The organism is Paenibacillus xylanexedens (genome assembly GCF_007676705.1).
Lineage (GTDB): Bacteria > Bacillota > Bacilli > Paenibacillales > Paenibacillaceae > Paenibacillus > Paenibacillus xylanexedens_C.
In genome coordinates this window covers 1,519,057-1,533,584 of the sequence record NZ_VEBF01000002.1, presented here as the reverse complement: position 1 = coordinate 1,533,584, position 14,528 = coordinate 1,519,057, and the positions used below count along the sequence as shown (strand labels likewise).

The 14,528-nt window shown below is 43.7% G+C and carries 16 protein-coding genes; 10 read left to right on the top strand and 6 right to left on the bottom strand.

The window, feature by feature from the left end:
• The first annotated feature begins 255 nt into the window (after positions 1-255).
• The 5 genes from FS628_RS16845 (at position 256) to FS628_RS16825 (ending at position 4,542) form a co-directional block, all read left to right on the top strand.
• Positions 256-729 carry a GreA/GreB family elongation factor gene (locus tag FS628_RS16845; protein ID WP_145323660.1) on the top strand — a complete coding sequence of 158 codons (474 nt, stop codon included), beginning with the start codon at positions 256-258 and terminating at the stop codon, positions 727-729.
• Positions 719-1,225: a cation:proton antiporter regulatory subunit gene (locus FS628_RS16840; protein ID WP_222125244.1), complete on the top strand. Its 507-nt coding sequence runs from the start codon at positions 719-721 to the stop codon at positions 1,223-1,225. Before FS628_RS16845 ends, FS628_RS16840 begins: the two co-directional genes overlap by 11 nt.
• 3 nt (positions 1,226-1,228) lie before the next feature.
• Positions 1,229-2,434, top strand: coding sequence for a cation:proton antiporter (locus FS628_RS16835; protein ID WP_145323658.1), 1,206 nt, complete (start codon positions 1,229-1,231; stop codon positions 2,432-2,434).
• A gap of 335 nt (positions 2,435-2,769) precedes the next feature.
• The gene (locus FS628_RS16830) at positions 2,770-3,486 is read left to right on the top strand and encodes an expansin EXLX1 family cellulose-binding protein (RefSeq protein ID WP_017687038.1); all 717 of its coding nucleotides are present in this window, start codon (positions 2,770-2,772) and stop codon (positions 3,484-3,486) included.
• A 108-nt stretch (positions 3,487-3,594) separates the two neighbouring features.
• Positions 3,595-4,542: an alpha/beta hydrolase gene (locus FS628_RS16825; protein ID WP_145323656.1), complete on the top strand. Its 948-nt coding sequence runs from the start codon at positions 3,595-3,597 to the stop codon at positions 4,540-4,542.
• 69 nt (positions 4,543-4,611) lie between these two features.
• On the opposite strand, the gene FS628_RS16820 is transcribed toward FS628_RS16825, so the two are convergent.
• Positions 4,612-5,490, bottom strand: coding sequence for a PhzF family phenazine biosynthesis protein (locus FS628_RS16820; RefSeq protein WP_145323654.1), 879 nt, complete (start codon positions 5,488-5,490; stop codon positions 4,612-4,614).
• A 154-nt stretch (positions 5,491-5,644) separates the two neighbouring features.
• Between FS628_RS16820 and FS628_RS16815 the strand changes: the two genes are divergently transcribed.
• Positions 5,645-6,571, top strand: coding sequence for an NADP-dependent oxidoreductase (locus FS628_RS16815; RefSeq protein WP_186327834.1), 927 nt, complete (start codon positions 5,645-5,647; stop codon positions 6,569-6,571).
• Here FS628_RS16815 and FS628_RS16810 read toward each other — a convergent pair.
• The gene (locus FS628_RS16810) at positions 6,555-7,190 is read right to left on the bottom strand and encodes a type 1 glutamine amidotransferase family protein (protein WP_145323650.1); all 636 of its coding nucleotides are present in this window, start codon (positions 7,188-7,190) and stop codon (positions 6,555-6,557) included. The genes FS628_RS16815 and FS628_RS16810 overlap by 17 nt on opposite strands.
• 87 nt (positions 7,191-7,277) lie before the next feature.
• Entirely contained in the window at positions 7,278-8,240 is a 963-nt protein-coding gene (locus FS628_RS16805) for a helix-turn-helix transcriptional regulator (RefSeq protein WP_145323648.1), read from the bottom strand.
• A 145-nt stretch (positions 8,241-8,385) separates the two neighbouring features.
• Here FS628_RS16805 and FS628_RS16800 point away from each other — a divergent pair, with 145 nt between their 5' ends.
• Entirely contained in the window at positions 8,386-9,123 is a 738-nt protein-coding gene (locus tag FS628_RS16800) for a cyclase family protein (protein ID WP_145323645.1), read from the top strand.
• A gap of 313 nt (positions 9,124-9,436) precedes the next feature.
• Here the strand turns inward: FS628_RS16800 and FS628_RS16795 are convergent, their stop codons facing one another.
• A complete protein-coding gene (locus FS628_RS16795; RefSeq protein ID WP_091028020.1) occupies positions 9,437-9,757 on the bottom strand; it encodes a winged helix-turn-helix transcriptional regulator in 321 nt (106 codons plus the stop codon).
• 191 nt (positions 9,758-9,948) lie between these two features.
• On the opposite strand from FS628_RS16795, the gene FS628_RS16790 reads away from it, so the two are divergent.
• The gene (locus tag FS628_RS16790) at positions 9,949-11,382 is read left to right on the top strand and encodes a DHA2 family efflux MFS transporter permease subunit (protein ID WP_186327871.1); all 1,434 of its coding nucleotides are present in this window, start codon (positions 9,949-9,951) and stop codon (positions 11,380-11,382) included.
• A gap of 258 nt (positions 11,383-11,640) precedes the next feature.
• Positions 11,641-12,315: a nitroreductase gene (locus FS628_RS16785; protein ID WP_145323641.1), complete on the top strand. Its 675-nt coding sequence runs from the start codon at positions 11,641-11,643 to the stop codon at positions 12,313-12,315.
• A gap of 373 nt (positions 12,316-12,688) precedes the next feature.
• Here FS628_RS16785 and FS628_RS16780 read toward each other — a convergent pair whose 3' ends face one another.
• Both FS628_RS16780 and FS628_RS16775 read right to left on the bottom strand, forming a co-directional pair.
• Positions 12,689-13,189 carry an AAA family ATPase gene (locus FS628_RS16780; RefSeq protein ID WP_145323639.1) on the bottom strand — a complete coding sequence of 167 codons (501 nt, stop codon included), beginning with the start codon at positions 13,187-13,189 and terminating at the stop codon, positions 12,689-12,691.
• Positions 13,190-13,583: 394 nt separating this feature from the next.
• Positions 13,584-13,853, bottom strand: a complete 270-nt coding sequence (locus tag FS628_RS16775; protein WP_260871066.1) for a hypothetical protein — start codon at positions 13,851-13,853, stop codon at positions 13,584-13,586.
• Positions 13,854-13,992: 139 nt separating this feature from the next.
• On the opposite strand from FS628_RS16775, the gene FS628_RS16770 reads away from it, so the two are divergent.
• Positions 13,993-14,445, top strand: coding sequence for a hypothetical protein (locus tag FS628_RS16770; RefSeq protein WP_222125243.1), 453 nt, complete (start codon positions 13,993-13,995; stop codon positions 14,443-14,445).
• Positions 14,446-14,528 lie beyond the last annotated feature (83 nt).

Sequence of the window (14,528 nt, the reverse complement as noted above, 5' to 3'; positions counted from 1 at the left end):
CGTAATTAAAATGTTCTATGGATCTACCATCTAATGTAAAGAATTAGATTATTAAATGGATAATACAACCGAGTTAATTGACATTAACAGCAAGTTAGCCGAATACACTGGATTAATATTTTTCTTTTGGTAAGATGGTATGAAGGTCTCATGTTCTGAGGTCTATACGAAATAACAAGGAGGAAAACAAGATGATCAATAGAAACATGCGAATCAACGTGGAGAACAAGGCTTGTATAGGGGGTGAAATTTATTATGAACCATAGGACTTCCCGCCAAAATTGCAGAGAGAAGCTGGTAAGCCAGCTATTTACATTGGGTGAAGAGAAAAGGACATTTCTCGACGCTTATTTTGACGTGCGCGATCCGCAGCGAATACAGTTAGAAAAACAGCTGTTGGCATATACGCAGTATGTGGAGAAATTGCTCCTAGGCCCGGATGAAGATCTGGACTCGGTTGTACTGATTGGTAGTCTCATAGAATTTGAATACATCGATTTTCACACATCGGATTCATTCGTGATTGTTATGCCAGATGATACGGATCCTGATAAGGGGCGTATTTCCTTTCTCTCCCCAGTAGGAAGTCAATTGTTGCTAGGCAGTAAAGGGGAAGTGCGTTCCGTTCAGACGCCATCAGGCTCCATGCGGATACGCATCACGGGAATTGAGCTGCAGAGCGAAGCTATGAACGAATTGACTCTGGGGGGTGCAGATCATGCACTTTAAGGAGACCGATTTACCGGGAATTGGACGTAAATACTGGCTGCATACCCGTAGTGGCGAGCATCTGGTCATTGTAATTCATAACGACGAGCGACGCGACCTGTTTCACATGGAATCAGGGGATACGCCTGAAGAGCTCGGGGATATGGTATCTCTGGTTACCCTGGACGATGATGAAGCGCGGGCAGTAGCCGCTATTGTCGGTGGCATGACCTATAAACCGAAGTTCCAGAATGAGCGCGAAGTCATGCTCGAAGGGCTGTTAATCGAATGGCTTCGAATTGAACCTCACGCGGCAAGCGTAGGTATGACCATTGGTGAAATGGATATCCGGCAGGCAACAGGTGCCGTTATTTTGGCTGTTGTGACCAAGGACAAGGAGAAGCAATTCAATCCAGGTCCAGACTATGTTTTTACAGCTGGAGCTACAATCGTGGTCGCAGGTGAACGGGATCAGATCAAACAGCTCAAACAATTGTTAACTGATGGACGGACTTAGCCTATGGATATGCTCATATTCGAAGTGGGAATTGCCGTTGCGCTGATTACACTTACGGGGCTGATATCTTCACGATTACGTTTTTCGGTCATTCCTTTCTATATCCTGATTGGTATGGCTGTAGGACCACATGCACCACAGATCGGTATTGTGGATTTACGTTTTATCGAAAGTTCGACCTTTATTGAATTTATGGGCAGGCTTGGCATTTTGTTTTTGCTATTTTACTTGGGTCTGGAGTTCTCGGTCTCCCGGTTACTGAAGTCTGGTAAAGCCATTCTGACCGGGGGCATGTTCTATGTAGGCCTAAATTTTGTCTCTGGTCTGTTACTGGGCTGGTTCATGAATCTGCCACTTCAGGAGACACTCGTTGTCTGCGGGATCATGACCAGTTCTTCTACAGCAATCGTCGCTAAAGTGCTCGTTGACCTGAAGCGCACGGCGAACCCGGAGACAGAAATTATTATGGGTATGATCATGTTTGATGACTTGTTCATCGCGATTCATATCTCCATCCTGACTGGACTTGTGCTTAGCGGGGCAACTTCATTCTTAAGCGTCCTACTGGTATCGCTGTCTGCTCTGCTGTTCATTGTGCTGTTCCTGATTATCGGCAGGAAAAGCATCAAATATATTGATAAGGCACTGAACATCAAGTCGTCAGAGCTATTTCTGTTAACTGTCATGACATTGCTCTTCCTGGTAGCGGGCTTCTCGGAGACACTTCATGTAGCGGAAGCAATCGGAGCCCTAATGATGGGGCTTGTGCTCGGTGAATCAAGGCATGTCAGCCGAATTGAGCATCAGATCATGCCTTTCAAAGACTTTTTTGGTGCTATATTCTTCTTTAGCTTTGGACTGACCATTGAGCCGTCGTCACTCGGCGGAGCTGTCGGCATGACGATTATTGCAGTGATTCTGACGATTGCCAGTAACTATGGTGCAGGTATGATTGCTGGCAGGTTGGCTGGAATGAGCCCAAAGGCTTCACTGAATGTAGGTTTTACCCTGGTATCCCGGGGCGAATTCTCTATTATTATGGCTAACATCGGCAAGGCAGGGGGACTGATGGCCTCCATCCAATCGTTTGCCGTATTATATGTGTTAATCTTGGCTGTGCTGGGGCCTATTCTGACCAAAGAATCTCCGCGGATCTATGCACAATATGAGCGTCTAAGGAAGCGGATGAAACGAAGGGAAACGGGCTGAGCCGAACGCTGGCTGACTCGGGACAGACTGGGAATTCTGACTGTAGTGTTTAATAAGCGTCACACCATTTGGAGAGAGAAATCACTCCAGGGTGTGGCGTTTTTTATTATTGGTACCGATCCAATACCGCCTTGTTATTGTATGTATTCCACCAAATTATGGTATGTATCCATATCTTGTGCGTGGTCATGAATGTTCGAGTCCGAAGTCAGGACTTTGGATGTGATTTGGTAGAGATGGGTTGAAAATAAACAGTTATTATGTAAAATAATGTTATATTTGAATCTAGTAGTTGAACTACCATTTATATGAGAACGTCCGAGGAGGAATAGTTCATGAATAAGAAAAGTAGATTTCAACGGTTAAAATGGGCAGGTACAGGGATGTTGCTCAGTCTCGTATTATTTGCTCTGCCTGCATCAGCTGCATGGAACGATACATATCAGGGGTATGCGACGTATACAGGTTCAGGTTACTCGGGAGGTGCGGTGTTGCTTGATCCCATCCCGGCAGACATGAAGATTACTGCACTCAATCCGTTCCAGCTCAATTATAACGGGGTTAAAGCAGCCTTGGCGGGAGCCTATCTCGAAGTACAGGGACCTAAGGGCAAAACAACGGTCTATGTAACAGATCTGTATCCAGAGGGTGCTAGTGGGGCACTGGATCTTTCACCGAATGCCTTTAACCTGATCGGTGACCCGAAGGCAGGCAAAATCAATATCAGCTGGAAAGTGGTCAAAGCACCAATACAAGGCAATGTCTCCTATCGGATCAAGGAAGGCAGCAGTCAGTGGTGGGCAGCCATTCAGGTTCGCAACCATAAGTATCCGGTGCTGAAGTTCGAAGTGAAACAAAAGGATGGCACGTGGCTCAATCTCGAAAAACAAGATTATAATCATTTCCTCGGAACCGGATTGGGCAAAGAAAAACTGAACGTTCGCATTACCGATATTCGCGGTCAGGTATTGAATGATACGATTCCAGCTCTCCCTAATGATGGGTCAGGCGGGGCATATATCGTACCGGGCAATGTACAGTTTCCGGATTGACAGAATTATGAAGTTGTTATAAAAAGAAGTATGGTCATAGACGTTTTTAACGAAAAGTCGTACACGGTACGGCTTTTTTTGGTATAGGAAAAGAGGAGAATGTACTGCATGAAGAAAAGTTTGCCTTCCTATCAGACAACACATCCCTATTGGAAACAGTATCAGAACTACTTCCCGGAAGAAGTGAGGCTGGACGATGATACAGCTCCTGAAGAAGAATGGTGGGTATCGAATGGCGTTCATCTTCATATCGATCGATTACCCGCGCCTCAATCTTCAATCAAAATTTTGTTTATTCATGGTGCGGGAGGCAATGGCAGGTTGCTCGCTCCTTATGCCCGAATGTTGCAGCGACATGGATACGAGGTGGTATCGCCAGATCTTCCCCCATATGGGCTAAGTTATGCGCTGTCTGGCACACGGATCAACTATGAACTATGGATTGATCTGCTTGTTTCACTTATCGAACGGGAAAATATGAAAGACGGCAAGCCGATCGTTGTATTGGGAAGCAGTATTGGAGGCATGCTTGCCTATCATACCAGCGCCCGCAGTGAGCATGTTAAGGGTCTGATCGCAACTACATTTGTAGACACGAGTAACCCCGATATGCGTGATCAGCTTGCCCCCAATCGTCTGGTGAGCCGGGTGGGAAAACGCATGATGGATCTGTTCCCGAGTCTGCTGGATCATATGCGGCTTTCGGTCAAGCAGGTATCCCGGATGCAACTGATTACCAATAACCGGGACTTAACTCGGCTCATTATGAACGATCCACAAGCGGCAGCCACACGTATTCCGTTGGAACTATTAAGAACATTCCTTAATAAGGAGCCGGAGGTAAACCCGGAACAATTCAGCCAGTGTCCAGTCTTATTGGTTCATCCTGAATTGGACCCCATGACACCGATCAGGTTCAGCCAATCTTTTTTTGATCGACTGGTGGTAGATAAGGAATGCATCATTTTGGAGGGTGCAGGCCATTTCCCGATAGAGCAGCCAGGGCTGAAGCAATTGGAGGCGGCAGTGCTACGATTTTTGCAACAGATTCAATGATAATCAAAGGCAACTACACTGTTTCGCATAAGATGGTTTTTATATCCTAAGTACGTAAAACACCTCCCACTAAGGGAGGTGTATTTGAATATTTTCGATATGAACTGCGCTACCGCCAACCTGAATCTGTGTGATTTCATTGGAGCTGCCCAGAGTTAATCGGGCTCGGATCTCGGAGGGACGGTTCATGGTATACCCTTGTCTGATCGTGTACGTGTGATGATGAGGATCTGTGAGCTGGTTGTATTGATACAAATAACAGAGCAGTGCGCCATTAGATGTACCCGTTGCGCTCTCTTCGTCAATATCGTAAAGTGGAGCGAAATTTCGACATTCTGCCAGAACGTCCTCTGCATCGGATGCGAGTGTGAACACGTGATAACCTATGGCATGATGTGCTTTACATATTTCAGTGATACGCTGGAAGTCAGGATCAATTGTGGTCAGCACATCAATATCTTTAACGGCTATCAAGATATCATGTAGCCCGGTAGAGACGATCTGTACAGGCAATTCAGCGTGTATATCATGCAAAGGAATGCGCAACGAATCGGCAATCTGCTGCCGGTCCACGATCTCCCCGAACTTCGGTAATGTCTGTGACAGATAGACTTCACCATTTACCTCGATAACGACCTCAAGAATTCCGGCCAGTGTCTCCAGTGTATATGTACCAACCTCAATGATGTGCTGTGTCTTCATTAGATAAAATAAAGCAATCGTGGCATGTCCACATAGATCGACTTCATCACTTGGGGTGAAGTAACGCACTTTAAAGTCAGCTTGATCGGACGACATTACAAACGCTGTCTCTGAAAAACCGACTTGTCTGGCAACCTCTTGCATCTGGAATTCAGACAAATGTGCTGCTTGTAATACAACCCCTGCGGGGTTTCCGCCTAGAGCCTTGTCCGAAAATGCATGTAATGTACTGACTTCAACTTCCATATCGTTACCTCGCTTGTTCGGTTATTGGGTTAAGGTTTAACATAATCGACATTATAGCACGGTTTTGTTGAATGAATAGGTCAAGTGTCCTCCGGGAAAGGGTAATGATAGAGGAGAGCATAACGATAATTTAGTGGAAAGGCTGGGATCTCTAATGAAAGCAATTGTGATTGAGAAATTTGGTGGAGCGGAACAATTGAAGGAAAAGGAAGTAGCCAAGCCAGCATGTGGAGTGAATCAGGTGCTAATCCGAACGCATGCCACGTCGGTGAATCCGGTGGACTTCAAAATCAGACAAGGACATATGAAAGAGGCGGCAGAGAACTTTCCTTTGATTCTGGGCGGTGATGTGGCTGGTACTGTAACTGAAGCAGGCTCGAATGTTACGCGATTCAGAGAAGGAGATCGGGTATTTGCACGCCCGCGCCAATTCGGAACCTATGCTGAATATGTTGCTGTCGATGGGGACATTATTGCACGTATACCGGAGAACCTGAGCTTCGAGGAAGCAGCGGCTATTCCCCTGGCTGCGATGACAGCCTGGCAAGCGCTTGTAGTTCATGGACGATTAGCCAAAGGGCAGAAGGTACTCATTCATGCGGGTGCCGGTGGTGTGGGAACATATGCGATTCAGATTGCCAAGTCCCTCGGCGCTGAAGTGGCTTCCACAGCGAGTGAATCCAACGAAGCATTGCTTCGCTCTTTGGGGGTGGATCATTTTATCAATTATAAAAAAGAAGATTTCTCGGAGATTCTCTCCGGTTATGATGTTGTACTGGACACGATGGGCGGGGATATTCAGCGCGACAGCTTCAAGGTATTGAAGTCTGGTGGCCATCTGGTATCCCTGGTGGAGCAACCGGATGAGAAGCTTGCCAAGGAGGCCGGAGTAACGGCCAACGTATTCATGATGGAGCCCAAAGGGGATCAACTGGATCAATTGGCTGAACTGGCCGCGGAAGGCAAGCTCAAATCGGTTATTGATGGAATATATCCGCTAAGTGAACAGGGAGTGCGTGAAGCACACGAGAAAAGTGAAACCCATCATGCCCGTGGCAAACTGGTTATTCGGGTTGAATAGAGTTCATTAACTCGTAGAAGTATTTTGACTCATGAGTCCGATACAGATTGAACCAGGCCTGTAAGGTTTCTGGTGCAAAGACATCCAACAACTTCAACACGTGCATCGCAAATTCTAACGGAGCTATTCCTGATGCAGTAACTACATTTCCGTCGGTTACTGCAGGCTCCGGTACATAATATTTTTCTCCAGTATAATCTGGGCATATCATCTTCAGATATTCTAAATCATTGCTTGTATGCTGTCTGGAATCCAGCATCCCTATTTTTGCAAGTCCAATTGTTGCACCGCAAATCGCCGCAATAATAGTTCCTTTTTCTATAGATGCAGAAACTTTTTTCAATAGAGGTTCATGGATGGTGTCCATCCAGGTGTTTCCTCCTGGAAGAATGATGACAGCATTACTGTTCAATTCACACTCATCAATAGAAATATGAGGAAGGATGTTCAATCCTCCCATGGTAGTTACCGGATGTTTATCTACGCCTACCGTTACGACCTGTAAAGGCTCGATCTCTCTCCTGAAATATCTTCCTGAGTTCAGTTCAGCAGTTAGATATCCTACCTCCCAGTCTGCCATCGTATCGAATACATATAGATATACGTTCTTCGTTTGCATCATACACTCTCCTTCTGTTATTCATGATTGAATGGATTACTCTCGTATTATAAAAAAACTTCACTGACAACTACGGTCAGTAAAGTTTTAAACTTGATAATAGTCAATGAGGTCGTATAGAACTTCAACCAGTTTGTGCTTCAAACTGAGGGGTTCTAGGACTTGAACAGATCTGCCATAGGGCAAAAGCAAGCTTGGGACGTATTTATGCATATGTTCTTGATCTATTAAAAAAATAGCTTCCTTAGAAGTCCGTTCTTGGAGATGATTTCCCAAAAACCAATGCTGGCATAGGCTATCGAGCGTACTTGTTTTACCTGCCAGAACCATAGAAATAAATGATTCCGAATTGTCTGCTTCTGGAAGCAGGTTACGAGTAAAAAATTCACTTGCCGAAAAATGCAGTGGAGGGTTGAACGTTATTTCTGTCTGGTGAATACGGATGATTCGCTCCACCCTAAAACTGCGAATTTCATTCCGCAAATGACAAAAGGCTATAACATACCAATTAGTATTCCAGTAGATCATTCCGTAGGGGTCAACAATTCTACGTTTGGGTTGCTCTTCATGACTTGTGTGGTAATCCACTTCTACAGACAATTTGTTTAACACGCTTTGCTCCAACTTTCTCAATATGGGCACTATAGTTGGTTTTTCAAGGGGGCCTATGACTTCAATCCCTTCGAAATGTTGCTTAATCATGCTTTCCTGTTCTTGATTTGAGTGCATCATAAGCTTTGAAGTTGCGCTATCTAACGCCTCCCCTAAAAAATATCCAGCTTCTTTTGCGAAAACAGCGGCATGAAGTAATGTTGTTTTCTCCTCTACATCAAAAAGAAGAGGACTCTTAATAAAATGATTCAACAGAGTATACCCTCCATGATGACCCGTGTCGGATATAATCGGTACACCACTAGCACAAAGTGAATCAATATAACGGTAAACTGTTCGTATGTTCATTTCTAATTTTTCAGATATTTGTTTTGCCGTAATTTTTCTGCCTGAATTCAGCATCCATAGGATTGCCATCATGTTATCCAGTCTAGACATTAGTTTCACCTCAGAGATTACTATAACATTCATTCCGAAATTTGAGTCTGGGTTGGAAGAAGCAAGAATACCTGCTCCCCAATTCTGGTGCAATAAGATATAATAGGAGAAATTTATTCCATTATGTGCATGAGGTGATAAAAGGATGTCCAACGAACTTATTGAAGCCATTCAATTGTTAAAAGAAAAGAAGTGGGTGGATCTGACCCATACTTTTGGACCGGATTCTCCACATTTTTCAGCTTTTGATGCAGCAAAATTCGATACATTGTTTGATCATGATCAAGGTTTCTTTGCCCAGAGCTTTAAGTTCCCCGGTCAATACGGCACACATCTCGATGCACCGATCCACTTTGTACGTGATACCCGGTACCTTGATGAGTTGGGCTTGAAAGAGCTCGTATTGCCGCTTGTAGTCATTGACCAGTCCGCTGAAGTGGCGAATAACCCGGATTTCACACTGGGTGTGGAGCACATTCATGAATTCGAAAGAGAACATGGCATGATTGAAGCTGGTAGCTTCGTGGCTTTGCGTACGGATTGGAGCAAACGTTGGCCGAACCATGAAGCATTTGATAACAAGGATGATGAGGGCAACAGTCATGCACCCGGATGGTCGGTTAGTGCACTTATGTTTTTATTTGAGGAAAGAAAGGTACAAGCCATTGGGCATGAAACCTTTGACACGGATTCAGCGGTGGATTATCAGAAGAATGGAGCACTTCTGGCAGAATATTATGTACTTGCCCAGGATACATATCAAGTTGAGCTGTTAACAAACCTGGATCAGGTGCCAGCCAAGGGTGCTGTTATTTTCAATATTGTACCCAAAGCGGAGAAAGCTTCTGGTTTTCCAGTCCGGTCTTTTGCCATTTTGCCGTAAAACGAGATAGATCAAAAGCTATTGATCAAAAGCTGAAATAGATAAATCAAACACTAACAGTTATGACTTAACTCATAGAGGGATCATTCATTTACTCAAAAGTGTGGCGTATATTGTAAGGTGTGTGTACCCTTGCTTCAACTCAACTGGAAGCATAAGTTTGTATTGAGTCCCCATAGAACTTAGAATGAGACTCAAGTAGACAGCCGGCTAAATAGTCGGCTGTCTTTCAGTTAAGCTAACGGTCAGGTAGTGAGATTAGGTTATTTGTTAAAAAATCTTTAATCTTTTTTTTATAAAAAGTTATCGATTCTTATTCTAAATTGTAATCTCCCCACTTGCACATAGTTTGAAGGATTGGTAAAAATCCCTTACCAAGAGGGGTTAAACAATATTCGACTCTTGGTGGAACCTCTTTATAAATTTCACGATGTAGGAGTCCGTCACTTTCTAACTCTCTGAGCTGCTTCGTTAGCATCGATTGCGTAATATCCGGAAAAACACGATTTATCTCCCCAAACCTTCTAGTTTCCTCGGCAATATACCATAAGATCGATAATTTCCACTTTCCTGCAACTATTTTTTGTACTTTATTTAGTCCGCAATCAGACGAATACTTGTTGTTGTGATACATATTTTCCCCTCCAAAATAAATATACAGGCTCTTAGAAGCGTGTAATAACTCATTAGTATTGTTTTTTATAGTATGTTCTAAAAAAGATCGTACTTGTTTAAAGTAAGATACTTTAATAAGATTACGGAGCAAAACAATATGGTAATTATACTTTATAGATGATGGAGGAATAAAGGTTGAAATCTTTGGAGATGAAAAAATACAATACGAGTGCGATTATGGCAGCTTTGCTTATATGTGGTTTTTTCGGCTATCTAAGCGAAACTGCCATCAATATTGCAATGACTAATTTGATGGAAGTATTCCAAATCTCGGCTGCGACGGTACAGTGGTTAACGACGGGCTACATGTTGACCATAGGCATTTTAACGCCAATAAGCGCAATGTTGTTGCAGATGTTTTCTACAAGAAAGCTCTTCACAGTTTCGCTCATCAGTTTAATCGTGGGTACATTGATCGCGGCGTTGGCGTTGAATTTTGAAATGTTGATGTTCAGTCGAATTTTACAGGCAGTAGGCATGAGCACCTTGATCCCCCTGTTGTTCAATACAGTTCTCGTCATCTATCCGCAGAATAAACGGGGCGCGGCGATGGGGTTAGTCGGGCTTGTTACCATGTTTGCCCCAGCGCTCGGACCGACCTTTGGGGGGCTGGTAGTCGGATATTTAACATGGCAGTACATTTTCTGGTTCTCTCTTCCATTTTTAGTCGTAGGATTGTTGATGGGGTTGAAGTATTTGGAGAACGTTACCGATGTCAAAAAGCAGCGGATTGATTTACTGTCTGTGTTGTTGTCAACGATTGGATTCGGCGGAGTTGTTTTTGGCTTTAGTCAGGTAGGCGAAGGATCTGAAGGCTGGGGGAATCCGGTTGTGATCACTTCAATCATTGTCGGCCTCATCGCACTGGTGCTGTTCGTGCTGCGTCAGAACGTTATGAGTAGTCCGATGATGAACCTGAGCGTGTTCAAGTATCCGATGTACGTTGTTGGGCTGATTCTGGTAGCGTTATGCCCGATGATTTTTATGACGACCCTGATTATCCTGCCGATGTTTCTGCAGACGGGTGCCGGATTGTCTCCGTTCACTGCGGGGCTCATGCTTTTGCCGGGTAGTGCGCTTTTCGGTCTCCTCTCCCCGCGCATAGGGCACTTGTTCGATAAACATGGGCCAAAATGGCTCGTTATCCCCGGATTCGTGATCGTTTCAGTCATGTTATGGTTCTTCACTACGCTATCTCCTGCTTCTTCAATCGCCTTTATGGTGGCTGTGCATATAGGGCTCTCTATTGGGACGGCCTTGATCTTAATGCCTGCTCAAACGCACGCGCTAAATCAATTGCCGCCAGACTTGTACCCGCACGGTACGGCAGTCATAAACACATTGCCGCAGGTTACGGGGGCAATCGGAATTGCTGTAGCTGTCAGTATCCTTATGGGCGGTATGGATAAATACCTGCACGGTTTCTCTGCTCTTGCCAAACAGGTCGAGATGGCAAACGCGATGTCGGCAGGTGCATACAACGTATTCGTGTACATGATTATCCTGGCCCTAATTGGCTTGGTCACAGCGTTCTTCATTCGCCGCGGCGCAGTCAACCGCAAAGAGGTGCATTCGCAACATTAATGTTTTGTCAGCGAATCCCTTATCGGTGCCTATGAAGAACGTCCACACAAAATGGTAGGGACCTCTATTTATCCATAAGTACAAAAAAGTGTACTAAGGCAATTTAAATTGCCCTCTTCCAAAAGATGAGCAATGATTTTATTTTAGAAGATGAATGTAACAAAAATAATCAATACAATTCAATCATATCCAAATAAGCATGAATTTATCAAAAGCATTATGTGAAGAAACATCGAAACACAAGAGGAGGTTATACTAATGACTGCTAAATCTTTTCAAGAAGTTGTACGCTCTCGACAATCAGTGCGTCAATTTCTCTCTACACCCGTTAAGGAAGAAGTGATTCGTGAGGTTCTCGAAGATGCTCAATATACACCGTCTAATTGCAATACGCAGCCTTGGAATGTTCATATTGTTTCAGGTGATAAGAAGGATGAATTGAGTAAAGCTTTGTTACGTGCGAATGAGGAAGGGAATGATACACCAGATTTTACATTTGATATGAACGCCTTTTACGGCCGATATGGCGAACGCAAAAATGCGCATGGAAAAGCTTATTATGAATCACAAGGAATAGCACGAGAAGATTACAAAGGTCGCAAGCAGGCAGCAGCGCAAAATTATAATTTTTTCAATGCACCCCATGTTGCTTTATTATTTATGCCTTCATTTGGAGATAATGTGCGTGTCGCATCTGATATTGGCATGTATGGTCAGTCATTTCTACTAGCGCTCGAGGCACGTGGGATAAGCGGTATTCCCCAGACAGCATTAGGCTTTTTCGCTGATACTGTCCGCGAAGTTCTTGGAGTATCGGGCGAACTAAAATTATTATTTGGAATATCATTTGGTTACCCAGACAAAGAAGCACCAGTAAATAGTTTTCGGATGGGTCGTGACTCAATCGAGAACAGTGTGACATTCCATCGTTAAACAAACTCAATAAATTGGTTATATAACCAACAGATCCCTTCTTCAAACTTAACAAACGATTAAATAGATTAGATATGGAAAAAAGTCAAAATGTCGAGATACAAGAATATATCCCCATTGAAGTCGCTATTTTAGCGGCTTTTTTATGTTATCGGTACAAGTTCTTATCCCCAGCCAAGGACAAGAACATGTTTCTATTACCGATTAGGAATAAATTAATCGGTGGTATCCCTCCCCGTTAATTCATTAAACTAACGGGAAACGTTAGCTCAATAAAACAAAGAAAGCAGCCGATCATTGTGATTGGATGCTTAGTTTAACAAGGTACTTAGATTGGTGTAACTGGGCGGTTTTGTACAGTGCGAAGAAGTGATCAGCTAGTGGAGTTGGCAATGAGCTCAAGCTCGGTTACAACTTCATCAAGCGGCTTCCTGGTGTCGATCTCAACAGTAGCTCCAGCACGTAAGAGAGTCTCAACACTAGCGACGTATTGTATAATTTCTTCACGTTGTTCGACAGTTTTTCCATAATCGTTCGTCTTACGGGAAGCTATACGTTCAAGGATTACTTCGAGGGGGGCACTTAACAACACTACTGCATCGAACATCGGGTAAAACTTCCCCTGATTTGATACACAACCCGAAATGAATAAAATACCTTCGCTATGTTCAGTGAGCAGCTCATCGATTCGATTCTCGTGCCATAACCACCCAGAACCATCCACATTCTTGCTCCAACCATCATAATCGGTGTCGATAACTCTATGCCCCCTATGAGCAAGTTCGCCCAGAACCGTTGATTTACCTGTACCCGACATCCCTGTCACCAGAATTATCGCCTTCTTTTTTGATATTGAGCCCGAAGTATTTGTCATATTTTCACTCCCTTTTTAAGAAAGTCCCTTGGACTATATTAACAAATAAAGGCGATAAAAGAAGTTAAGTTAATTAATTCACTCACTCATATAGTTGGGTTGTTTTAACGCACAGTTTTCGTCAACTTCGCGTTATTTCTTAATGTGCTAACGGGAAAACGTTAGTTCATAAAGCATGGGGCAGACTGCAGGTTGGCAGGCTGCTCTTTTTTCATTTAGCTAACTGGCAATAGGTAAGTAAGCATATGAGGAACCAAGTCCAGCTAGGATTTGACCTATTGGAAGAATAATGAGAATTTTGGCAAACTTAGGGGTTAAGTCACAACTAACGAAGTCTAAATAATTCACGTATGTAAATAGCAAGGGAGGCGTATTCCGCCTCCTTTTTATGTTGTTACTTTTGATCCGAGTAGGGATCTTGATTAAATCTTTGAGAGATTTTCTTCTCCGTTTTCTTACGTCGTATCCAGCGCTTCAGCAAGCCCTCTCCTTTACGTTCTTGCAGTGTTTCCTTCAATCCTTGAATCATAAATTCCGATCTTCGTCTGTCATCCCGACTAATCTCGCGTAATTCCTTAATAAATTTGTCGTCCATATCTGCCTCTCGCTTGTTCAGGATAATCTCATTATACCGAACGTACGTTCTTTTATCAAGTTTTACCATGTTGAATAATTTTCGAAGTCTATGTAGTGAAAAGAAGCACAGGAACATAACGTACTGTGTGTGAGAATGATACGAGAGGGTTTGAGAATAATCCTCCATGAATGTATAAAGAACGAGAGAACGGAAGGAGCAATTCATGATGAAACGGAGTATAGGCAGGTCGTGGTTACTTATAGTGATGCATGGATTTCTGGGAATGGGGGCGCTCGTTGGAGGAAGTATTTTAATCATGGACCCAACGGGAAGTATGGTGAATCTGCCCGATTCTATATTGGAGCAATCACCTTTTACCAGTTTTTTGTTTCCGGGAATCATCCTATTGCTGGTTCTTGGCGTGATGCCTCTAGTGATTGGTATATCGCTCATGCGATACGTTCATTGGGAGCTGGGTGAGACACTTAATCTCTATCCTGACCGCTACTGGGCTTGGACATTTTCTTTGTACACGGGTTTTGCTCTCATCATCTGGATTATGGTGCAGGTGTACTGGATTCAGGATGTCTCCATCATTCACTTGGTCTATTTTGCATGGGGAGTGGGTATTCAGGTTGTGACTTTATGGCCCAGGGTACAGCGTAAATACTCGAAATAAACTGCTCGCATGTTGAACAAAAGGCTGCCGTCAGATTCTTGAATGGTTGTGGTGGCAGCTATTTACATTGGTATCCCAGATGA